The sequence below is a fragment of the Flagellimonas sp. genome (assembly GCF_965601775.1).
GTDB lineage: Bacteria > Bacteroidota > Bacteroidia > Flavobacteriales > Flavobacteriaceae > Flagellimonas.
This window is the reverse complement of the sequence record NZ_OZ271837.1, coordinates 2,622,340-2,645,680: the sequence shown is the minus strand read 5'-3', so window position 1 is coordinate 2,645,680 and position 23,341 is coordinate 2,622,340. Positions and strand designations below refer to the sequence as shown.

The window sequence follows — 23,341 nt, the reverse complement described above, 5'->3', positions numbered from 1 at the left end:
TTTTTCTTTTTGAAGCACTATGTCTTTATGATGAATACTTGGTCTATATTTGCTTCAAACTCTGGATTTGGGAAACCTACTTTTTATACTTCTCGGGCTTTTTTTATTGATAATAGGGGGAAATTGGTTGCTAAAGGCAGCGGTGGCCCTTTCTTTGAGATTGTCGATTCCGAAAATCGTGATTGGGATGACCGTCGTTTCCTTTGCGACATCAGCTCCAGAACTGATAGTTAGTGTCAAAGCAGCTCTTGATGGTTTTCCCGACCTGGCACTTGGGAATGTAGTGGGTTCCAATATTGCCAACTTGGGGCTTGTGCTTGCTGTTACCGTTATTTTGGGAAGTATTGATGTTCGTAAGAGCTTTTACACCACAGATTGGCCGGTAATGATGACAGCATCCCTATTATTTGTTGGATTTATTTATTTTGATGGAGAGTTGCAGCAGCATGAGGGAATTATAATGGTAGTCTTCCTCTTTTTGTTTTTGGTCTATTTGCTTCGATTTCAAAAAAGTGCCGTTGTAGATGAGATGCCGGAAGATGACGTCCCATTGCCTCTATATAAGACCGCTTTGTTTTTAGGTTTAGGGGGTACGGCACTCTGGGGTGGCTCGGAATTGTTGATTGACGGCGCTGTAGGTATGGCTTCTGCTTTAGGGGTTAGTGATAGGGTAATCGGTATAACCGTAGTTTCTGTAGGTACAAGTATTCCTGAATTGGCGGCCTCCGTAATCGCAGTAATAAAAAAGGAAAAGGCGATTTCTTTAGGAAACCTAATAGGTTCCAACATTTTCAACTTATTGGCGGTACTGGGAATCACCTCAATCATAACACCTATTGCGGTTTTGGACCAAGGTTTGCTAACTAGCGATATTTTCTGGATGTTGGGTATCTCATTTTTGATTTTACCTTTGGTTTTCTTCCCCAAAGGACTTCGTCTGGGATGGCGGGATGGGTTGATTCTTTTGGCCTTTTACGTATTCTTCGTCTATAATACCATAAAATAATAATGGCCGCCTTCTTTTAGAAAACGACCATTACAAATCAACAACTAATCTATCTATTATCTTATACGTCTGCGGACTTCACAGTTTTTACAATTCGTGCAGCCACTTTGTATGGGTCAGCATTGGAAGCTGGTCTTCTATCCTCTAACCATCCTTTCCATCCACTTTCAACAGTAGCAATTGGAATTCGAATGGAAGCTCCTCTATCGGACACCCCATAACTAAATTCGTTAATGGATTGCGTCTCATGAAGACCGGTCAAACGTTGGTCGTTAAATTCACCGTATACCTCAATGTGTTCCTTGGTTACAGGTCTGAAGGCCTCACAAATCTTTTCGTAAGTTTCCTTCTTTCCAGCAGTTCTCAAAACACTGTTAGAGAAGTTGGCGTGCATTCCTGAACCGTTCCAATCCCCTTTAATAGGTTTTGGATGGTACTCAATGTAATACCCGTACTCTTCGGTCAATCTATCCAACATATAACGTGCAACCCAAATTTGGTCTCCAGCGCTCTTGGCACCTTTTGCGAAAATTTGGAATTCCCATTGTCCTGCAGCTACTTCTTGGTTGATGCCTTCAAAGTTTAACCCAGCTTCAAGACAGAAATCTGCGTGTCTTTCAACCAATTCACGGCCCCAGGTATTTTTCCCACCAACAGAACAGTAGTAAAGGCCTTGAGGACCTGGATAACCACCAATTGGGAATCCGAGTGGCAACTGTGTATCGGTATCCATAATGAAGTACTCTTGCTCAAAACCGAACCAGAAATCATCATTTTCATCATCAATGGTTGCTCTGGAGTTTGAGGCGTGGGGGGTACCATCAGGATTTAAAACTTCTGCCATTACCAAATAACCATCCTTACGTGCAGGGTCTGGATAAATGGCCACGGGCTTAAGCAAGCAGTCAGAAGAACCACCCTCGGCTTGTTGGGTAGAACTCCCATCAAAAGACCACATGGGGCAGTCTTCCAATTTTCCACTGAAGTCCTTTTCAATTTTTGTCTTACTTCTCATATTGGCTGTGGGTGTATAACCATCCAACCAGATGTACTCTAATTTAGATTTGCTCATAATTCCGGTAGTTATTTGTTCTCAAATTTATGATTGACAAAAATATATTTTTCATTTAATAATATATCTTTTAAAGGGGTAAATTAACAAAGTGCGGGTCATTATTTATATTACCCCTGTTTTGGATAGGGTTCATTGAAAAAAAAGTAATTTTTTCTTCCAATATTATTAAATTGTTAATTGTAGCTTTGCTGTTTAAACAACATAGACCATAATGAGATTTGATGCTTTGGCTGAGAGCCGTCAACGACAACATACCTCGGTGCAAGAAACGGGCAAACGTTCTGAACTTTTTGGAAAGAACGTGTTTAATGAAGAGAAAATGCGTCAGTTTCTAACCACAGAGGCGTTGGAAAAGGTCAAGTCGGCCATTTTTCAAGGAACAAAGATTGATCGCAAAATAGCCGACCAAGTTGCCGAGGGTATGAAAGCGTGGGCGCTATCCATGGGAGCCACCCATTATACCCATTGGTTTCAACCTTTAACTGGTTCTACAGCAGAAAAGCACGATGCTTTTTTTGATATTATGCCAGATGGACGTGCGATGGAAAAGTTTGGCGGAAGACAATTGGTACAACAAGAACCCGATGCCTCCAGTTTTCCTAGTGGTGGTATCCGGAATACCTTTGAGGCTAGGGGATATACGGCTTGGGACCCGACTTCTCCGGCATTCATTTATAAAACAACCCTTTGTATTCCTACAATTTTTGTAGCCTATACAGGTGAAGCTTTAGATAATAAGGCACCCTTGTTGAGAGCTTTGCATGCAGTGGATGAAGCGGCAACTGCGGTAGCCCAATATTTTGATAAGAACGTACGAAAGGTGTATGCCACTTTGGGATGGGAGCAAGAGTATTTCCTGTTGGATAAGGCCTTGGGACAATCCCGTTTGGATATCGTGATGGCTGGTAGAACTTTGGTAGGAAGCAAGGCGGCCAAAGGACAGCAACTGGATGATCATTATTTTGGCGTGATTCCCAGTAGAGCTTTAGCCTTTATGAGCGACTTGGAGAAGGAATGTACCAAATTGGGAATACCTGTAAAAACTAGACATAATGAGGTGGCACCCAATCAGTTTGAACTGGCACCAGTGCATGAAGAAGCAAATTTATCGGTGGACCATAACCTACTTTTGATGGATGTTATGGAGGAGATTGCGGACCGTCATGGTTTCATGGTACTTTTTCATGAAAAACCTTTCGCGGGAGTAAATGGTTCTGGAAAGCACAACAACTGGTCTTTGGCAACCGATACAGGGGTGAATCTGTTGAGTCCAGGGACTACCCCCATGAAGAATCTCCAGTTTTTGACCTTTTTTGTGAATACGATAAAAGCAGTAGACACCTATGAGGAGCTGTTACGTTCTTCAATTGCATCAGCTAGTAACGACTACCGTTTAGGAGGTAATGAAGCTCCACCATCCATACTGTCCATATTTATTGGTAAGCAATTGACTGATGTATTGGATGAATTGGAAGGCGTTTCCAAAGGAAAGTTGTCCCCTCAGGAAAAAACTGAGCTCAAACTCAATGTGGTCGGTAAGATTCCAGAAATTTTGCTGGACAATACCGATAGAAATAGGACATCACCTTTTGCATTCACAGGAAATAAATTTGAGATGCGGGGCGTAGGAGCGAAAACCAATTGCGCCAAACCCATGACCATCTTGAATACCATCGTGGCCAAACAACTTACCGATTTTAAAAAAGAAGTCGATGCATTAATCAATAAAAAGAACTTAAAGAAGGACGAAGCCGTTTTCAATATTCTCCGTGAGTATATTAAAACCTCTAAACGAATTCGTTTTGATGGTGATGGGTATGGAAAGGAATGGCAAGAGGAGGCTAAAAGGAGAAAGCTAAGCAATAACCAAAATACTCCTGAGGCCGTTCAGATTCTCACCGATAAATCGAGTATTGCCTTGTTCAAAGAGATGGATGTGATGAGCGAAGTTGAACTCACGGCACATCAGGAAGTGGAGTTGGAGACCTATATTTTTCAAATTCAAATAGAGGGAAGGGTATTGGGAGAAATGGTCTACAATTACATTCTTCCTGCCGGTATCCGATATCAAAATGAGCTATTGGAAAATATTAAAGGTCTGAAGGAAGTTTATGGGGCGGCACATAAAAAAGTTGCGGAAACCCAATTGAATCTATTGGAACAAATTGGAAACCACATGACTGATATTCGAAAAATGACCGAAGAAATGACATTGGCAAGGAAAAGAGCCAACTCACTTTCCACCATCAATCGGAAGGCCCAGGCCTATTGTTCTAACGTAAAGCCTTATTTTGAGTCCATTCGGGAACAATCGGACCAACTTGAAAAGTTGATAGCTGACGATTTATGGCCTTTTGTAAAATATTCAGAATTATTATTTACCAAATAGTCGATTTAGCCAGCATTTAAATCACTTTCATTTATTTTTGCGCAAACCTGATTTATGTCCTCAGAGAATAGCAAACGATACGATTTACGAGGTGTCTCCGCGTCCAAAGAAGATGTGCACAGTGCCATAAAAAATATTGACAAAGGACTGTTCCCTATGGCATTTTGCAAAATTGTACCTGATTATTTGACCGGTGATTCAGAGCACTGTGTGGTCATGCATGCGGATGGGGCAGGAACAAAGTCTTCCTTGGCCTATATGTATTGGAAAGAGACGGAGGATTTATCCGTTTGGAGGGGAATAGCCCAGGATGCTTTGATCATGAACATTGATGATTTGTTATGCGTTGGAGCTACTGGCAATATTATGCTTTCCTCAACTATCGGAAGAAATAAAAACCTGATTCCCGGTGAAGTCATTTCTGCGATAATAAACGGAACGGAAGAGTTGATATCTGATTTGGGGAAACACGGCATTTCCATTCACTCCACGGGAGGTGAAACTGCGGATGTAGGTGATTTGGTACGGACCATTATTGTTGATTCTACCGTGGTGGCCCGAATGAAACGTGAAGACGTCATAGACAATGCCAATATTCAAGCTGGGGATGTTATTGTTGGATTGGCATCCTATGGTCAAGCAAGCTATGAGTCCGAGTATAATGGGGGGATGGGGAGTAATGGTCTTACTTCCGCTCGGCACGACGTTTTTTCCAAGTATTTAGCCGAACGGTATCCTGAGAGTTTTGACCCTTTGGTACCTCAAGAGTTAGTCTATTCTGGGAACACCGGTTTGACTGACAAAGTACTTAACTCACCTTTGGATGCAGGCCAGTTGGTTTTGTCTCCTACGCGAACTTATGCCCCAATAATAAAAAAAGTATTGGATTCATGTCCTAAAAATGAGATTCACGGGATGGTGCACTGTAGTGGAGGAGCACAGACCAAAATCTTACATTTCATTGATGATTTACATGTGGTCAAAGATAACTTGTTTGAAATCCCACCCTTGTTCAAACTGATACAAGAACAATCCGGTACGGATTGGAAGGAAATGTACCAAGTTTTCAATTGTGGACATCGCATGGAATTATATGTAAATCCTTCGATTGCCAAGGAAATCATTTCCATTTCCAAAGAATTCAATGTAGACGCTCAAATCGTTGGTAGGGTGGAAGCATCAGATAGCAAGAAATTAACGATTGAAAGTCCATTAGGCAGGTTTGAGTATTAGCATACGATTTGCCTGAATTCCACGTTCTTTTACAATAACCCCATTAATTACGCTATGGAAAGAAAAGATTTTTTAAGAAGTCTTGGCGCTGGTGCAGCTTTTGCCTTGACTTTTCCTTGTTTAAATGGATGTTCCAGTCCAGAAGATTTAGAACAATTTCCTGAACCCGAAGGTGTGGATTTCACAGTGGATTTAACATCGGCTGAATCTGCCCCATTGGCAACCAACGGCGGCTTCATTTTAGTTAGTTCGGACCCAGGCTTGGGATATACCGATATTGTTGTGGCCAGAAACCTAGAAGGTGAACTAATTGCGGCTAGTCAGATTTGTAGCCATCAACAAACGGAAGAGGTACGCTTCATTTCTGAGGATGGAGGTATTTTTAGATGCTCAACCCATGGGTCGCGTTTTAATCAAGAGGGTACACCGCTAAATTCTGTGACATCCAATCCACTAAGGGTATTCAATACTGAACTTGTGGATGCCAATACCCTTCGAGTTTTTGAATCTTTGATGGTTTAGTTATGAATAAGTTAATAGTTATAGCATGCCTGTTTTTTACTTTTTCTGCCCAAGCACAACTTTGGGAGGATAGCTTTACAAACGCTTTGACCAAGGCGGATACCGAAGACAAGCCCATAGTTCTTGTTTTTTCAGGCTCCGATTGGTGCGGTCCATGTATCCGCTTTAAAAAGAAGATTCTGGATTCTGAAGCATTTGTAGGTTTCGCATCAGATAACTATGTCTTATACAATGCAGATTTTCCTAAGAAAAAGAAAAACTCGCTTTCCCAGGAGAAATTAAATGCTAATAAGGGACTAGCTGAAAAGTATAACCCTAAAGGTCATTTCCCTTTGGTAGTGGTATTGGATAAAAATGAATCCATCTTGGGAAAAACAGGATTTGACAAGAAGAAATCCCCCGAAAAATACCTAGACTTATTTAATGGTTACCTAAAATGAAACCTGTCCATATACTCCTAGTCAGTTTTTATCTGTCGCTGTTCGGGGTTATGGCTCAGGAAAATAATGACGTTTCGGTAAAAAAATCGTTGGAGTTAATGGGAACCCAGTTTGAAATAACTGTGGTGGCTCCTAACGAGGATATTGGTTATATCAATATTGATGAAGCGGTCTCGGAAATCAAACGTATTGAAAAGATGATTTCTTCCTGGGATGAGAATTCTGAGACGTCACTTATCAATCAAAACGCGGGAATAAAACCCGTAAAAGTATCGAAGGAGCTATTCAACCTGATAGATAGAGCCATCAGGGTTTCTGAAATTACCGATGGTGCTTTCGATATCACCTATGCTTCTATGGACAAGATTTGGCAATTTGATGGAAGTATGAACCGAATGCCATCCCCCAATGAAATTGCAAATTCAGTAGCAAAAATTGGATACCAAGAAATTTTATTGGATACCGAAAATCAAACCGTTTTTCTTTCAAAATCAGGAATGAAAATAGGTTTTGGCGCTATAGGTAAAGGGTATGCCGCAGATAAGGCCAAGGAGTTATTGGTTTCCAAACAAGTTAAAGCGGGAATCATCAATGCCTCTGGCGATTTGACTACCTGGGGTACCAAAGCTGACGGAGGAAAATGGATGGTAGGTATTTCCAATCCTTTGGATAAATCAAAAGTATTTAGCTGGCTTCCAGTTGTGGAATCATCAGTAGCCACTTCCGGAAACTACGAGAAATATGTAGTGTTTCAGGGCAAAAAATATTCACACATCATCGACCCAAGAACAGGATACCCCACATCGGGGGTGAACAGCGTTTCAATTTTTGCGAAAAAGGTAGAACTCTGCGATGCTTTGGCAACTGCAGTATTTGTTATGGGAAGGGATACAGGCTTGCACATGATCAATCAATTGGATGGCGTAGAAGCGGTAGTTGTGGATTCCGAAAATAAAATTCATAAAAGCTCCGGAGTGGTTTTCGAACAAAATCAATAATTTTAAAACATGCGGATACTGGTTGTTTTAGTGGTGATATTACTTTTCTCAAGCTCATGTGTAGCTGTGAGAGAGTATGATATGATTTATCTGAACGATGCAGAAATGCAATTGGGTGCCAAGGGCATGGAACGTTTTGAAACGAATTTCCAGATTTACAGGGAGGCATCTGCTGGTGCCAATGGCGGTAAAACCGGGGGTGGTTGCGGATGTAACTAATTTGACATGGAATTAACCCCAAAGACGTTACTTGGTTTACTGCTTTTTCTGACCGTAGGATTGATTTCTGCTCAGCAAACGAATGCCACCTACACCAAAAGGGTTTTGGAAAGCAGCGAAATCGATTTTCTTTTCAGTTACTATAGTCAAGATGGAAACAATGCGGCGGTAACTGGAGGTGAAGGAACAGAGGAACTTACCGATGCCACCTCTACGGTGGTTTTACGTCTTCCCATGAACGAAAATGACATTCTTACTGTGGATGTTGGACTTTCCGCGTACACCTCGGCTTCTTCCAGTAACGTAAACCCTTTGGACGGCACTAATTTGAATGTTACTCCCTTCGATGCGTCTTCCGGTGAATCCAGAAGGGACCAGTTGGTTTATATCAATCCTACCTATCAGCATAGTTCGACGGATAGAAATTCCATTTGGAGTATAAATGGGTATTTTTCCAATGAGTACGATTATGTCTCCGTTGGTTTTGGTGGTAGCTATACCCAACTTTTTAATCAGAAAAACACCGAATTGACAGTTTCAGCAAGGGTGTTTCTGGACAAATGGAATGCTATTTATCCCATAGAATTGCGTGGTGGTTTTTTTGATGATAGGATAGAGGGAAATGGAGTGTATAACCCTGCATTTACCGAATTCGAGAATGAAAACCGTAATTCCTATTCAGTTTCTTTCAATTTTTCTCAAATACTAAGTAAACGGCTGCAAGGGGCTTTGTTTGCCGATGTGGTATCTCAAAATGGTTTGTTGAGTACCCCTTTTCAAAGGGTTTATTTTGCGGATGTTGAGGATTTTTTCATAGATGACTTTCAATTGGCTGACGACGTGGAACGACTTCCGGATAATAGAATAAAATTGCCCTTGGGAGGCAGGCTCAACTATTATTTGAATGATTTTATCGTGCTCCGTTCGTATTATCGTTTTTATTGGGATGACTGGGGTATTGTTTCACATACCGCCAGCATTGAGACACCTATTAAATTGTCTGATAAATTCACGGTGTATCCCACCTATCGATATTACACCCAAACTGCTGCCGATTATTTCTTTCCTAAGGAAGTAGCACAATCCACATTTGAGTTTTACACGTCGGATTTTGATTTGTCGGACTACGATGCGCATCAGTACGGCATTGGGGTTCAATACAAGGATATCTTGGGCAAAGCCCAAATCCTAAGTTTTGGATTGAAAAGTATAGATATACGATTCAACCAATACGACAGAAGCAATGGACTTACTGCATCCATTATTACTTTGGGGACCACCTTTGTAGGTAACTAAGGGTTCTTTCAGCGGAAAACAATCTCATCAAAAATTGTAACTTCGTGCCTTCAACGAAGATTGATTTATGCTCGATAAACTGAATATTGTTAAGCAGCGTTTTGATGAGGTTTCGGACTTGATTATCCAACCGGATATTATAGCCGACCAAAAGCGATATGTAAAGCTTAACAAGGAATACAAAGACCTCAAAATATTGGTGGATAAACGCAAACAGTATGTGGAGTTGACCAATAACCTTACAGAAGCTGAGGAGATTATTGCCGATGGGAGTGATGCTGAAATGGTAGAAATGGCCAAAATGCAAATGGATGAGGCCAAGGAAGCATTACCCAAGCTTGAAGAAGAGATAAAATTTCTATTGATTCCCAAAGACCCGGAGGATGAAAAAGATGTGGTGATGGAAATACGGGCAGGAACCGGAGGGGATGAAGCCAGTATTTTTGCAGGAGATTTATATCGCATGTATGCAAAGTATTGTGAGTCCAAAGGTTGGAAAACCAATATTATTGATTTGAACGAAGGAACTAGTGGAGGGTATAAGGAAATTCATTTTGAGGTAAGTGGAGAAGATGTCTACGGAACCTTAAAATTTGAAGCAGGCGTACACCGCGTGCAACGTGTTCCCCAAACAGAGACCCAAGGTCGGGTACATACCAGTGCGGCAACCGTAATGGTAATTCCAGAGGCAGAAGACTTTGATGTCCAAATAGACCCTAAAGATGTACGAATTGATTATTTCTGTTCATCAGGACCTGGAGGGCAATCAGTGAATACCACCTATTCCGCAGTACGACTTACGCACGTGCCCACGGGATTGGTTGCCCAATGCCAAGACCAAAAATCCCAACATAAAAACAAAGAGAAAGCCTTTAAGGTACTCCGGTCAAGATTGTATGATTTGGAATTGGCCAAAAAGCAGGAGGAAGATGCTGCCAAACGAAATTCGCAAGTAAGTAGTGGTGACCGTTCTGCCAAAATCAGAACGTATAATTATCCACAGGGAAGGGTGACCGACCATCGCATTGGTTTGACCTTATATGATTTGCAAAATATAATCAATGGAGACGTTCAGAAGATAATAGATGAGTTGATGTTGGTAGAAAATACTGAAAAATTGAAGGAGGCTTCAGAGATATTCTAAATGACCACTGAATTTCTAGTAAATCAAATCAAACAGAAAAAGTCCTTCCTCTGCGTAGGATTGGACACGGATTTGGATAAGATTCCACCGCATTTGTTGGAGGAAGAAGACCCCATTTTTGCATTCAATAAGGCCATAATCGAAGCCACACATGATATTTGTGTTGCCTATAAACCCAATATTGCTTTTTACGAAGCATATGGATTAGCCGGATGGCAGTCATTGGAAAAGACGATGGAGTACCTCAACGAAAACCATCCGGAAATTTTCACCATAGCTGATGCCAAACGAGGGGATATTGGAAATACGTCTACGCGGTATGCCAAAGCTTTTTTTGAAACCCTAAATTTTGATTCCATTACGGTAGCACCGTATATGGGAAAGGATTCGGTTGAGCCTTTTCTTGCCTTTGAGGATAAACACACGATTCTTTTAGCCTTAACTTCGAATGCGGGGGCCTTCGATTTTCAAACCAAGATGTTGGATAATAAGGAGTTATACAAAGAGGTTATCCTGACTTCAAGTCAGTATAAAAACTCCCAAAACCTTATGTATGTTATTGGGGCAACAAAAGCTTCCTATTTGAAAGAAATTCGGGAAATAATACCCAATAACTTCTTTTTGGTGCCTGGGGTTGGAGCACAAGGTGGAAGTTTGGAGGAAGTTTGTAGGTATGGAATGAATGACGAAGTTGGACTATTGATCAACTCATCAAGAGGTATCCTATATGCCTCTCAAAATGAAGAGTTCGCACAAAGTGCTAGAAAAGAAGCTTTAAGGCTTCAGAAGCAAATGGAAAAATTCCTGGAAAAATAGGCGTCACTTACGCTAAGGTTTCAAGTACCTTCTTGAGTTCTTGTGCTTTGCGGTTAAAAAACTCACCTAAGTTCGTGTTTATGTAAGTGGCATCTGCAGCTTTCTCCAAAAAACTTTGATACCTGAATTTCAAAACGGCTACAGCTTGATTTCCACTTGTGATGGGTGTAATTGTTCCCACTTTACAATATTGATTCTGCATGACAATAAGATTTGTTATATCAAAGATACGTTGAAAATCAAGTTCTGGATGGGCAGAGCAAGATGTATACGTCTAGAAATCAGGTACTTTATCTAAAATTTAACATCAAATGACTTTCATCAGGAAGTATTTACATTTTCTTCGGAAAAAATTAACGTACTTTTAGCGAAAAGAGCCTGTGCTTCATTATACCAAATATTTGCATAAAACATCCCAAGAATGGGTCACCTTTGTGCATGGGGCCGGTGGTAGCTCAACCATTTGGTATAAACAGGTTAGGGACTTCAAAAAGCATTTCAATGTGCTTCTTCTGGATTTGCGGGGTCATGGTAATTCAAAACCTAATTTAAAGGATGCGTTTAGCGACCGGTACACCTTCGATTCAATCACCGAAGATATCGTTGAGGTCTTGGATTTTGAGAATATAGGAAAGTCCCACTTAATAGGAATTTCCTTAGGCACTATCCTAATACGAAATTTAGCAGAAAATTATCCGCATCGAGTCAAAAGTATGGTCATGGGCGGGGCTATAATGAAACTGAATTTTAGGTCCCAGGTACTTATGCGACTGGGCATTATTTTTAAATCGGTGGTACCTTATCTATGGCTCTATAAGTTTTTCGCCTTTATTATAATGCCTCACAAAAATCACAGGGAGTCGCGACTACTGTTTGTTAGGGAAGCGAAAAAACTATATCAAAAGGAGTTTATACGATGGTTTAAACTCACTTCTGAAATCAACCCCTTACTCCGTTTTTTTAGAAGCGCAGATATTCGAATTCCCACATTTTACATTATGGGGGGAGAGGACTATTTGTTTTTACCCACCATCAGGAAGATAGCTAAAGCCCACAAAGAATCAAGTTTGTTTGTTGTGGAAAATTGTGGACACGTGGTAAACGTGGAGCAGCCGCTAATCTTTAACCAAAAAGTAATTGATTATTTATATACTGCATCATAAATCCAACATGATGAAAAAAATAATCTTAGTCCTATTCCTTTTTGTACTTCGGGGTTTGATCGCCCAAACATCTGATAGTTGCCCGTGCTGTACCGATGATCATTCTGCATTTGATTTTTGGGTGGGAGAATGGGAGGTAACAAATGCCAATGGGAGCCCAGCGGGAGAAAATACAATTTCCAAACAAGAGCAGGGATGCGTGCTTCGCGAGAATTGGACAAGTGCCACTCCAGGATATACCGGCACCAGTGTCAACTTTTATAACAGAACCAGTAAACAATGGGAGCAACTTTGGGTTGATAATTCCGGAGGGTTTCTAAAGCTAAAAGGAAATCGCGATGGCGACAAAATGGTAATGACTTCCCCTGATTTCAATAGAGAAGGTAAGACCCTCAAAAATAGAATTACTTGGTTTAAAAATGAAAATGGAACGGTACGCCAACTTTGGGAGGTGCTTGAAGGAGATGAGGTGGTTTCGGTACTTTTTGATGGACTCTACAAGAGAAAATAAAACAGCCCAAGGATATTTTTGCTGACTAATTCAAAAAACCCAATTCTAGAGACAAAGCAGTTTGTGAAGAATATGGTGGGCTGTTTTTCTTAAGATAAAGATATACGGTCAACCTATTTGTTACACTAAACCTTATAAACCATTACCCCATCCGCGCAATGTTTACCTTTACCTGGCGGACTCGGCCATGTTTCTTTGATATTGGGTAGGAGTAAGATTTGTATCTTTTTTAAAGGCCTTGTTAAATGTTACCTTGTTGTTGTACCCCACCTCATAGGCCACGTTTATTATGTTCAATTTTTTAGCGTCCTCATGGATTAGAAGTCGTTTTGCCTCATTGATTCGATACATATTTACAAATTCATGAAAACTTACATTGAAGTGTTCATTGATTACCTGGGAAGCATTATGTCTTGTGGTATTCAACTTTTCTGCCACCATATCCAGGTTGATGGTATTTTCTTTATAAATTTTATCCTCAGCAAAAAGATGAACAAGGCTATCTTTTAGTTCTAGGGACAAACTTGGGGTTAATCCTGATTTCTCATACTTTGGAAACAACTTATTGCTGTTGAAGGAGTACACTCCATTAAAAACATCCGGCTGTATATTGGCAGAGTATCCAACATAAAGAACCATAAGGGCCATACTCGCTGTTGAAATGTCATATAGCCATCCATTGGAATATCCATTGATGATGACGAGTCCGTACGCGGTATACGTAAGCACATATAGGATATGGATTATATAGAGATTCTTTTGCCACTTCAAGCTTTTGGAATCCAGCTTTTCTTGCTTCTTACCCTTGTTATAGGCCCTTCCAATAAAAAAGCCATAAACGGTTAAGGAGATTATTTTTAAAACCACAAAAACGGCAAGACGACTGGAATCTTGTGGCCCCAAACCATTCTGCATTCTGGAAAGCATAAGGACAATCTTGCTTTGGGCGGACATGGTATATACCTCGGAAATTAGATAGGCAAAAAGAATAAACGTAGGAACCAAATGTAAAATATCCAAAAGCTTAAAGGAATGTTTCAGCGCTGTTCTTTTGATATAGAAGTACAATAAGGGTCCGTATAAAAATATGCCCCATGTGGACATTAGATAGGTATGAGGATACGCAAAGAAATAATGTGCTGCATTGATGCTAATATGGAGAATAAAAAAGGAATGAATAAAAATGAAGCTACCTATTAGCAAACGGGATATCGGTTGAATTTGTCTATTTAGGCCAATGAGCAGTACAACGTAAAATCCAATTATGGCAACAAAAAGATGCACTACCGACCATACCGTAACCTTAGGAATTACCCGTTGTTCAATACGTTTAAATTCATTGGTTTCCCGTATTAAATCAAAGCCTTCATTCAATAAAAAATTGGGATTGAATTCCAACTGGAGATATTTGTTGATGTTTTCAGTGGATTTTGCTGAATTCTCCAATGCTGCTTGGCTGAGGGCCAATCGCTTTAAAACACGGGTTTTGGGTATTTTGGGATTTTCTAAATTTTTCTGATAGAGAGGTATTGCCTTTTGGTATCGCTGAATATTATAAAAGTAATCAGCCCATTTAATAGAATCTTGAAAGGAAACGATAGATTTGGCCAAAGCCTTCTCCCTTGCAGGAGTATGGTTGGCGTATCCAAAAAGTGTGTACAATGACAGGACAAATATGACTATTGGTCGCGGCATTTTTTGATTGATTGAATTAGCTCCCAATCAATTTACTTATTTAACACACCTAAGCTGTTAAAAATGTCTTAAATCCCGTAATTCCCGATAATAGTTTACTTCTTGGAAAATAGTTCTGAGAGAATTTTCAGATTAATATAAACTATTGAAAATCATATTTTTAAAACAAAAAAACCGGTGCGAACACCGGTTAAAACTAACTAACTCAAAAAAATGCTAACTCAGATAATTGTTTACAAAATTCCCTTTTAACCAGCTTTCAGAGGTTAATTTAACTTTAGGAATTTGTTATAATTCTCTTGTTGTGCTATAAGTATAACGGGGGTACTTGCTTGATATTGTGCATCTAAGAATTATTATTGCCTATCTTGGAGCGCAAAAACTTTTCGCAATAAATCAGTGGTCCTTGAGGATAATTTGGTTCTGATTTCTTTCTCTTCTACGGCAATCATAGTGTATACTCCTTCCAAAGCTTCTTGGGTAACATATTCCGTAAGATTTGGATTTACATCATTGGTCAATGGTAGTGTATTATACTTGGTAATCAGTGAGTTCCAAATTTTATCTGCGCCCACTTTTTTAAAAGAATTTTCTATTCTAGGTCTAAACTTGTTGTAAAGTTCCGAACTTGTGGATTGCTGTAGGTATTGCGTTGCTGCATTATCCGCACCAAGTAGAATCTGTTTGGCATCACCAAAGGTTATACCCTTGACGGCATCAACAAAAATTGGAGTAGCTTCTCCCACCGCATCTTCAGCTGCTCGATTCAATATGCGTAAACCTTCATCGGCTAAGTTTCCAAGACCAACGTCTCGAAGTGTTTTATCCACTTTTTTTAGCTCCTCCGGTAGCAGTATTTTCACTAACTCATTTTTGAAAAAACCATCTTTCAAGGAAAGCTTTTGAACCTGTTTGTCGATACCTTGGTCAAGTGCTTCTCGCAAGCCCTGCGCAATTTCGGCATTACCAATACCTGTAGTTCCCTGCGGAAGTTGATTAACCACCTGCTGAAGCTCAGTGCACGCCGATGTCGTCAAAATAAAAAATGAAAGTAAGAGTATTCGTTTCATATGGATAAGTGTTTAAGGGGCCTTAATGTACATTTTCTCAGTAAGAAATGCTCTACTTTAATCTAAAATCAAGAAAAAACAACAGTCTTGTTGTTATAAACCATGGTCTTTCTGGTTAAATGCAGTTTGACAGCCCTAGCCAAGACAATTTTCTCCAAATCCCTTCCTTTAGCAATAAAATCTTTTACAGAATGGGTATGGGATACCGTTGCAACATCTTGTTCGATAATTGGACCCGCATCCAACTCTTCGGTCACATAATGACTTGTAGCTCCTATGATTTTTACTCCGCGATTAAAAGCGGCGTGATAGGGTTTCGCACCCGCAAAGGCAGGTAAAAAGGAGTGATGGATATTAATTATCCTATTTGGGAACTGATCTATGATTTTAGCGGATACGATTTGCATATATCGGGCCAATACAATAAAATCGACCTTGTGTTCCATCAGGTAGCGCAATTGTTCAATTTCTGCTTCTTCTTTGGTCTCTTTAGTAACCGGAATATGATAGTAAGGAATTTGAAACTGTTTTCCAATGTATTCCAAAACACTATGGTTACTTAGAATAAAAGGAATATCAACCCAAAGTTCGCCAGACTGATATCGGCTCAACAAGTCATACAGACAATGATTGTATTTGGAAACAAAGAGTGCCATTTTTGGCTTTTCCGTATCGGTATACACATTCCATTGCATGGTATACTGTGAGGCAATTTGAGCAAAATTGTCCTTAAAAATGGACAAATCCAGCTCTTTTTGGAATTCGCACTCCAAGCGCATAAAAAAAACTTCTGCCTGTTTATCCACATGTTGATCCAAGTAAACCACGTTCCCACCAATATTGGCAATAAAACCGGTCGTCGAATGTATAATTCCGGGCTGATCGGGGCAATGTATTAGAATTATCAGTTTCATTGGATAAGGATTAGGCCTCAAAATTATGATATCAAAAAAAAGTAATGGAATCCCATTAATGTTTTTATAAAAAATGAATCAAAATCAAAAATTTGTTGCATTTTCCGTAAATTGCAGGTGAAATTTTGACCTTAAATTAACAATGGAGCAATCTAAGCCCTACCTGCCCAAAAATAAAATACGAATCGTTACCGCAGCTTCCCTTTTTGATGGCCATGATGCAGCCATAAATATTATGCGCCGTATAATTCAGGCGACCGGTGTTGAAGTAATACATTTAGGGCACGACAGAAGTGTTGCGGAGGTAGTGAACTGCGCCATACAAGAGGATGCCAATGCCATTGCCATGACGTCGTATCAAGGAGGTCACAATGAGTATTTCAAATATATGTTTGATTTACTTAACGAAAGAAAAGCTGGACAAATCAAAATCTTTGGTGGCGGAGGCGGTGTTATCCTACCCAAGGAAATTGAGGAATTAATGGACTATGGCATTGAACGGATTTATTCCCCTGACGATGGCAGGGAAATGGGTCTTCAGGGAATGATTAATGATTTGGTGCATCGAAGCGATGTCGGAGTTCCCGACATTTGTGTGCCAGAAGGGAAGGACCTTTCCAATCTTCTAAAAGAAAAACATCCAAATACCATTGCCCGATTAATTTCTTTGGCAGAGAACAAACCTAAACTGTATTCAAACTTTCAAAAACAGATTGCCAATTCCAAGGCAAAGGTTCCGGTTTTGGGTATTACTGGAACAGGAGGCGCTGGAAAGTCAAGCTTGGTAGATGAACTGGTACGCAGATTTCTAGCTGATTTTCCAGATAAGCATATTGGGATTATTTCGGTTGATCCTTCAAAAAGAAAAACAGGAGGTGCCCTATTGGGAGATAGAATTCGCATGAATGCCATCAACAATGGCAGGGTATATATGCGTTCTCTGGCTACAAGACAGTCTAATTTGGCACTCTCCAAGCACGTATCCGAGGCTGTGGAAATTCTAAAAGCAGCGCATTACGACCTGATTATCTTGGAAACCTCCGGTATTGGTCAATCGGATACAGAAATCTTGGAGCATAGCGATGTTTCCCTATATGTGATGACACCGGAATTTGGAGCAGCAACACAGTTGGAGAAAATTGACATGCTGGATTTTGCGGACTTGGTCGCTATCAACAAATTCGACAAAAGGGGTGCTCTGGATGCAATTCGCGATGTGAAAAAGCAATATATGCGCAATCATGGACTTTGGGATACCCCTATGGATGACATGCCCATTTATGGCACAATTGCCTCACAGTTCAATGACCCAGGCATGAACAAGCTTTATAAAGCTGTTATGGAAACTTTGGTGACAAAGGCAGATTCAGGTCTTATCTCAAAGTTTGAAGTGTCCTCGGAAATGATGGACAAGGTTTTTGTAATCCCACCCGCACGTACCCGGTATTTATCCGAGATTTCAGAGAACAATAGAGCATATGATTTAAGAGCGAATGCTCAGGCTCAGACTGCCCAGAAGTTGTTTGGTATTTTCATGACCTTGGCCTCTATGGCTGAGCTTGATTTAGCAGAGGGACAAACTCAATTCCTATCCAAATCAGGCTTGGATGAAGACAAAATATGGAAGGCATGCGAGAAGAAGGATAATAAAGAGCTGTTGGAACTTCTCATTAAGGAATTTGACGCCGTCAAAATGAATCTTGACCCATACAACTGGGATTTAATCTTACATTGGGAAGAGAACGTAGCCCGCTACAAAAATCCGGTATACACCTTTAAAGTGCGGGGTAAAGAAGTCAATATTGACACCCACACCAAATCGCTGTCCCACAGTGAAATTCCCAAAGTAGCTTTACCTAAATACCAAGCATGGGGCGATTTGCTGCGATGGATGCTTCAGGAAAATGTACCTGGTGCGTTTCCCTATACCTCGGGTTTGTATCCTTTTAAAAGAGTGGGGGAAGACCCTACCCGTATGTTTGCCGGGGAAGGCGCTCCGGAAAGAACCAACAAAAGATTTCACTATGTGAGTTTGGATATGCCAGCAAAAAGGTTGTCCACTGCTTTTGATTCGGTCACACTTTATGGAAGTGATCCGGATGAGCGACCTGATATCTATGGAAAAATAGGAAATTCAGGGGTATCCATTTGCTGTTTGGATGATGCCAAAAAACTATACTCGGGATTTGATTTAAGCAACCCCATGACTTCGGTAAGTATGACCATAAATGGTCCCGCACCGATGCTTTTGGCATTTTTTCTGAATGCCGCCATAGATCAGAACTGTGAGAAGTACATCCAGGAAAACGGGTTGGAAAAACGGGTAAGTGCAAAGATTGATGCCCTTTACAAGAAAAAAGGAGTCCCGAGACCTAAATATAATGGGGAGCTTCCGGAGGGGAACAATGGCTTGGGATTAATGCTCCTCGGGGTAACTGGGGATATGGTTTTGCCATTGGAGGTATATCAGGAGATTAAATTAAACACCCTTTCCCAAGTAAGAGGTACGGTACAAGCAGATATTTTAAAGGAAGACCAGGCACAAAATACCTGTATTTTCTCTACGGAGTTCGCCTTGCGCTTGATGGGTGATGTTCAGGAATACTTTATTGAAAAACAGGTTCGCAATTTTTACTCCGTATCCATTTCTGGGTACCACATAGCAGAGGCTGGGGCTAATCCAATTACGCAATTGGCTTTTACCCTCAGCAACGGATTTACTTATGTTGAATATTACTTGAGTAGGGGAATGGATATTAACAAATTCGGTGCAAACCTCTCTTTTTTCTTTTCCAACGGAGTTGATCCCGAATATGCCGTGATTGGACGCGTAGCCAGAAGGATTTGGGCAAAAGCTCTACGGGATAAATATGGGGCTGACCCTAGGGCGCAGATGCTCAAGTATCATATACAGACTTCGGGTCGTAGTCTTCATGCGCAAGAAATTGATTTTAATGATATTCGAACTACGCTGCAGGCTCTGTATGCTATCTATGACAACTGTAACTCCTTGCACACCAATGCTTATGATGAGGCGATTACCACACCCACCGAGGAATCTGTGAGAAGAGCAATGGCCATCCAATTGATTATCAACAAAGAATTGGGACTTGCCAAAAACGAAAACCCAATACAAGGGTCTTTCATCATTGAAGAGTTGACAGATTTAGTTGAGGAAGCTGTTCTCTTGGAATTCGATAGAATTACAGAAAGAGGTGGTGTATTGGGTGCTATGGAAACGATGTATCAAAGGTCTAAAATACAGGAAGAAAGCCTGTACTATGAAACTTTGAAGCATACCGGTGAATATCCAATTATTGGTGTCAATACTTTCTTAAGTTCCAAGGGTTCGCCTACCGTTTTACCTAGTGAGGTAATTAGGGCCACGGAGGAGGAGAAAAGAGATCAAATCCAAACGCTTGGGAATTTACATAAGGGGAATGAGAAAGAAGCTCATGAACAACTTCATGCGTTACAGCAAGTAGCTGTTCAGAATGGAAATATGTTTGATATCTTAATGGAAGTCGCCAAGTATTGTTCCTTAGGTCAAATTACTAAAGCACTTTTCGAGGTGGGCGGTCAATATAGAAGAAACATGTGAGTGTGGAGGAAACTAGTCCATTCCGTTGTGGAATGATTTTCTCCATTTTTTGAATGAAATTCTAAAGCTTTTAATCTCTCGGCGTAGAAGGTTCAGATACTCTTTTTCCTTAACCCCATCTCTTTCCAATCCGTTACAATATGCCAAAATGTTTTGGGTCATAATGTTGATAAAGGCCAAACTCTTCATTCGGGTACTATAAGAACTGCTGGAAGATGCGAGACGAATTTGTTTGGAAATCAAGGTGGCGTCCGCCACCAACGATTTAGAGATATCATCGCGAAAACTGCCATATCGTTTACGAACAAAAGCCTCACGTCCTGACGAGAAGTAAGAAGCAATAGCTTTACTTAAATCCTGAAGGGCCAAGGATTGACTGTACATTTTCTGAGAATCAAAAGAGGCAGATTCCATATTCTTTTTTAGCAATTTTGTACTCATAAAATTAAAAATGAATACCCGAATTACAGTTTTCTTTTTAAAGTATTGAAATACTTTTGCTTTCAATTTTAAGTTTATTGATTACTTTTACTTAAATATGAAAATAGACAAATTAAATTGGGAAATCCTTAACTGTTTGCAACTTGATTCCAGAGAGTCTTTGTCAAGTATTGGACGAAAAGTAGGCCTCACTCCGCCAGCGGTTGCAGAAAGGGTTAAGAAAATGGAAGATGCCGGAATTATTGAGGGCTACCACGCCCAGCTTTCACATGTACATTTGGGGCATCAGTTAAAAGCCGTGATTATGCTTAAAGCATTTCTTGGGAAGCTGAAACCTTTTCTGGAAAAGGTCAAGACCTTTGATGAAATAGTGAACTGCTATCGAATAACTGGAAATGAAAACATTATTATGGAAGTTATTCTTAAAGATCAGAAACATCTCGAAGAGTTTATCGACGCGCTAATTATTTATGGTGAATGTCGCACCCATATTGTATTGTCGGACGTTATCACGAACTCCCCGATAAAAGTCAACTAGGTTTCCTCTGGATAATAGTGTAACTTTAAAATGTTTTCTTGGATTCGGGTTTTGGCCGGATTTTTGTTATGAAAATGCTATGAAAAAAAACCTTCTCGTTCTTTTGGCCTGTCTTATTGTTCAAATGGGCTTAGGGCAACAGTTAGTTCTGAAAAAAGGGAAGATCATCGATTCTTTAAAAATTAATGATTCCATTCCAGATACCTTTTCCCTATATCTTCCGAGAAAATTTGAGACTGAAACCAATTGGCCCTTGCTTCTGGTGATTGATTTGGACAAAAAGGAAAAGGAAACCGTATCATGGTTTGTCCGGGCAGCAGAAAAAGAAGGATATATAATGGCAGCTGTCGATATTAATGATTCCTTGAGTCTGACTAAAAACATGATTAAAACAGGTCAGGTTTTGGAACGTGTTTCGCAAATATTGCCCATTCAAAAGACTCGAATTTATGTTGCTGGTAAAGAATCGGCAGGTAGGTATGCTTCCTTAACTCCGTTGTTTTTGAATGTGATTAATGGGGTAATTTCAATAGGTAGCTCCATACCCAACACTGAAGTTTTAAATCTTAAACGACCATTTCATTTTATAGGGATAGTAGGCAAAAACAATTATGCCTATAAGGACCTGTTGGCTACGGAAAAAGTATTGAATCGAATTAAGTTTCCAAATCAATTGCTGGTTTTCGATGAGAACAATGAGGCACCTAACGGTCCTCTAATTCATAAAGCCCTTCAAATATTTACTCTGAGGGCCATGGGGAAAAAGGAAATCCCGAAGGATTCCTTGTACATCAAGGATGCATATGCTAAAGACATACAAAAAGTGAATGCACTGCGAAGTAAGCAGAACATGCTTCTGGCCGAACAATACCTTGGGGAAATGCTTTCCATCTATGGTGTCCACAAAAATTTGGATTCTTTACGTCAAATACTCAAAGAGGTCAGAAAAAGTAAGACATTTAAGACCATGCGAAGGGCAGAAAACACCTCTTTCTTTAAAGAGTCCCTGTTAAAGGATGAATACGCCTATGACATCGAAGAGGATATCAGAACCCACAATTTCAATAATTTGGGTTGGTGGAATTACCAAATGACAGAACTGGACAAATATATTAATGGAAGTTCCGTACTTGAAAAGCAACTGGGAAATCGCCTAAAGGGATTTGTAAATGCGCTGGCCGAAGATAACATTGAATTGGTTCAATCCGATGCTATAATTGATGAGGATGCCTTGGCTTTCCTATATATGTTAAAAACGATTACGGAACCCGATAATTTTGATTTTTACATGAATATTATCGCCCTCAGCGCCAAAAATGAGGATTTCGGGACTTCGCTTTTCTATTTGGAAGAAGCTCTTAAGGCTGGATTTAAAGATATAGATAGACTTTACAGTCTGGAAAACACGGCTTTACTTCGAATCAATCCAAAGTTTAATGCCCTAATATCAAAATATTTGAAGGGCGCCCGTTATAAAATTATTGAGGAATAACTTTGGGTACTTCGTTTAAGTCCCAATCTATCACAAGACCCCCGGCTAAGGACTCCGCAATTTCTTTTCCATATAAGTGTTCGCAAAGATATAGTGCGGCTTCAAAGCTTTTTGCCCCGCCCGCAGAGGTAATGTATTTGCCATCATGAACGAAAAGAACACTGTCCTTTACCTGGAGTTGAGGAAACATTTTGCGATAGGTATCGATATCGCTGGGAAAGGTTGTAGAAAGAACCTCATTTAAAAGCCCAGCTTTTGCCAATACAAAAGCGCCATCACAATGCGAAGTCATGAATAAGGCACTTTTATCAACTTTCCTAACAAAATTGAGCATAATGCTGTCCTTCAAATCGCTATCTAAATGATGCTCGGCACTTGGAACCACCAATATATCTATTTGTGGAATGGAATCTTGGGTGTAGTCATAATCCGGCAATATACGAACCCCCTCAAATGAGGTGATGGGTTTCAAGGTATTAGCCACGGTAAAAGTATTCATGGCCTTGATATTCTCTCTATACTGGGTATGCTGAAAAATATCAAAAGGAGCGGTAAATTCAGTGTTGTAAACCCCATCCATAATCAAAAAAGCAACATTGTATCTATCTGGTTTTAGATCTGGAAGCTTCCGGAGAGTTTGTTCTTTGTCATTTAATTGCTCTTGTTTCGGGGAACAACAAATTAAAGAAAGGGAAAGAGCCCAAAATAGAAATCTGTTTGACATGGCCGATAATTAATGTAAATGTGTGTTGCAAGATAGCATTACCTTTGATTTGTC

22 protein-coding genes are annotated in these 23,341 nt (G+C 40.1%); 15 read left to right on the top strand and 7 right to left on the bottom strand.

Translation table 11 applies throughout. The features are described 5' to 3' along the window. The first annotated feature begins 67 nt into the window (after positions 1-67). On the top strand, positions 68-1,006 hold the full coding sequence (locus ACSLUF_RS12240) for a calcium/sodium antiporter (protein ID WP_435623072.1): 939 nt from the start codon (positions 68-70) through the stop codon (positions 1,004-1,006). A gap of 61 nt (positions 1,007-1,067) precedes the next feature. Here ACSLUF_RS12240 and ACSLUF_RS12235 read toward each other — a convergent pair whose 3' ends face one another. After that, positions 1,068-2,078 (bottom strand): glutamine synthetase beta-grasp domain-containing protein, encoded by a 1,011-nt coding sequence (locus ACSLUF_RS12235; protein ID WP_435623071.1) that lies wholly within the window; start codon positions 2,076-2,078, stop codon positions 1,068-1,070. A 214-nt stretch (positions 2,079-2,292) separates the two neighbouring features. Here ACSLUF_RS12235 and ACSLUF_RS12230 point away from each other — a divergent pair, with 214 nt between their 5' ends. The 9 genes from ACSLUF_RS12230 to pyrF all read left to right on the top strand — a co-directional run bounded on the left by ACSLUF_RS12230 (position 2,293) and on the right by pyrF (position 11,138). Further along, positions 2,293-4,470: a glutamine synthetase III gene (locus tag ACSLUF_RS12230; RefSeq protein WP_435623070.1), complete on the top strand. Its 2,178-nt coding sequence runs from the start codon at positions 2,293-2,295 to the stop codon at positions 4,468-4,470. A 54-nt stretch (positions 4,471-4,524) separates the two neighbouring features. After that, positions 4,525-5,703, top strand: coding sequence for an AIR synthase related protein (locus tag ACSLUF_RS12225; protein ID WP_435623069.1), 1,179 nt, complete (start codon positions 4,525-4,527; stop codon positions 5,701-5,703). A gap of 54 nt (positions 5,704-5,757) precedes the next feature. Continuing rightward, a complete protein-coding gene (locus ACSLUF_RS12220; protein WP_435623068.1) occupies positions 5,758-6,225 on the top strand; it encodes a ubiquinol-cytochrome c reductase iron-sulfur subunit in 468 nt (155 codons plus the stop codon). Between the two features lie 2 nt (positions 6,226-6,227). Continuing rightward, entirely contained in the window at positions 6,228-6,665 is a 438-nt protein-coding gene (locus tag ACSLUF_RS12215) for a thioredoxin family protein (protein WP_435623067.1), read from the top strand. After that, positions 6,662-7,663 carry an FAD:protein FMN transferase gene (locus ACSLUF_RS12210; protein ID WP_435623066.1) on the top strand — a complete coding sequence of 334 codons (1,002 nt, stop codon included), beginning with the start codon at positions 6,662-6,664 and terminating at the stop codon, positions 7,661-7,663. Before ACSLUF_RS12215 ends, ACSLUF_RS12210 begins: the two co-directional genes overlap by 4 nt. A 9-nt stretch (positions 7,664-7,672) precedes the next feature. Continuing rightward, on the top strand, positions 7,673-7,882 hold the full coding sequence (locus ACSLUF_RS12205; protein ID WP_435623065.1) for a DUF4266 domain-containing protein: 210 nt from the start codon (positions 7,673-7,675) through the stop codon (positions 7,880-7,882). 6 nt (positions 7,883-7,888) lie between these two features. Continuing rightward, positions 7,889-9,178 carry a DUF3570 domain-containing protein gene (locus ACSLUF_RS12200; protein WP_435623064.1) on the top strand — a complete coding sequence of 430 codons (1,290 nt, stop codon included), beginning with the start codon at positions 7,889-7,891 and terminating at the stop codon, positions 9,176-9,178. Between the two features lie 67 nt (positions 9,179-9,245). Then, positions 9,246-10,322: a peptide chain release factor 1 gene (gene prfA / locus ACSLUF_RS12195; protein ID WP_435623063.1), complete on the top strand. Its 1,077-nt coding sequence runs from the start codon at positions 9,246-9,248 to the stop codon at positions 10,320-10,322. Beyond that, positions 10,323-11,138 (top strand): orotidine-5'-phosphate decarboxylase, encoded by an 816-nt coding sequence (pyrF, locus tag ACSLUF_RS12190; RefSeq protein ID WP_435623062.1) that lies wholly within the window; start codon positions 10,323-10,325, stop codon positions 11,136-11,138. Between the two features lie 7 nt (positions 11,139-11,145). Here pyrF and ACSLUF_RS12185 read toward each other — a convergent pair whose 3' ends face one another. After that, entirely contained in the window at positions 11,146-11,340 is a 195-nt protein-coding gene (locus ACSLUF_RS12185; protein WP_435623061.1) for a hypothetical protein, read from the bottom strand. A 178-nt stretch (positions 11,341-11,518) separates the two neighbouring features. Between ACSLUF_RS12185 and ACSLUF_RS12180 the strand changes: the two genes are divergently transcribed. Both ACSLUF_RS12180 and ACSLUF_RS12175 read left to right on the top strand, forming a co-directional pair. Continuing rightward, a complete protein-coding gene (locus ACSLUF_RS12180; protein WP_435623060.1) occupies positions 11,519-12,301 on the top strand; it encodes an alpha/beta fold hydrolase in 783 nt (260 codons plus the stop codon). 7 nt (positions 12,302-12,308) lie between these two features. Beyond that, on the top strand, positions 12,309-12,812 hold the full coding sequence (locus ACSLUF_RS12175) for a hypothetical protein (protein WP_435623059.1): 504 nt from the start codon (positions 12,309-12,311) through the stop codon (positions 12,810-12,812). A 168-nt stretch (positions 12,813-12,980) separates the two neighbouring features. Here ACSLUF_RS12175 and ACSLUF_RS12170 read toward each other — a convergent pair whose 3' ends face one another. The 3 genes from ACSLUF_RS12170 to purU all read right to left on the bottom strand — a co-directional run bounded on the left by ACSLUF_RS12170 (position 12,981) and on the right by purU (position 16,491). Further along, positions 12,981-14,507, bottom strand: a complete 1,527-nt coding sequence (locus ACSLUF_RS12170; RefSeq protein WP_435623058.1) for a helix-turn-helix domain-containing protein — start codon at positions 14,505-14,507, stop codon at positions 12,981-12,983. Between the two features lie 356 nt (positions 14,508-14,863). Continuing rightward, complete coding sequence (locus ACSLUF_RS12165) at positions 14,864-15,577, bottom strand: DUF4197 domain-containing protein (protein ID WP_435623057.1); 714 nt, start codon at positions 15,575-15,577, stop codon at positions 14,864-14,866. A gap of 68 nt (positions 15,578-15,645) precedes the next feature. Then, complete coding sequence (gene purU / locus ACSLUF_RS12160) at positions 15,646-16,491, bottom strand: formyltetrahydrofolate deformylase (protein WP_435623056.1); 846 nt, start codon at positions 16,489-16,491, stop codon at positions 15,646-15,648. Between the two features lie 142 nt (positions 16,492-16,633). On the opposite strand from purU, the gene ACSLUF_RS12155 reads away from it, so the two are divergent. Next, positions 16,634-20,092 (top strand): methylmalonyl-CoA mutase family protein, encoded by a 3,459-nt coding sequence (locus ACSLUF_RS12155; RefSeq protein ID WP_435623055.1) that lies wholly within the window; start codon positions 16,634-16,636, stop codon positions 20,090-20,092. Between the two features lie 12 nt (positions 20,093-20,104). Here the strand turns inward: ACSLUF_RS12155 and ACSLUF_RS12150 are convergent, their stop codons facing one another. Then, positions 20,105-20,533, bottom strand: coding sequence for a hypothetical protein (locus ACSLUF_RS12150; protein WP_435623054.1), 429 nt, complete (start codon positions 20,531-20,533; stop codon positions 20,105-20,107). Between the two features lie 97 nt (positions 20,534-20,630). Here ACSLUF_RS12150 and ACSLUF_RS12145 point away from each other — a divergent pair, with 97 nt between their 5' ends. Continuing rightward, entirely contained in the window at positions 20,631-21,071 is a 441-nt protein-coding gene (locus ACSLUF_RS12145; RefSeq protein WP_435623053.1) for an Lrp/AsnC family transcriptional regulator, read from the top strand. A 79-nt stretch (positions 21,072-21,150) separates the two neighbouring features. Then, a complete protein-coding gene (locus ACSLUF_RS12140; protein WP_435623052.1) occupies positions 21,151-22,563 on the top strand; it encodes an alpha/beta hydrolase in 1,413 nt (470 codons plus the stop codon). On the opposite strand, the gene ACSLUF_RS12135 is transcribed toward ACSLUF_RS12140, so the two are convergent. After that, positions 22,550-23,287, bottom strand: coding sequence for a DJ-1/PfpI family protein (locus tag ACSLUF_RS12135; RefSeq protein WP_435623051.1), 738 nt, complete (start codon positions 23,285-23,287; stop codon positions 22,550-22,552). The genes ACSLUF_RS12140 and ACSLUF_RS12135 overlap by 14 nt on opposite strands. Positions 23,288-23,341: the final 54 nt, after the last annotated feature.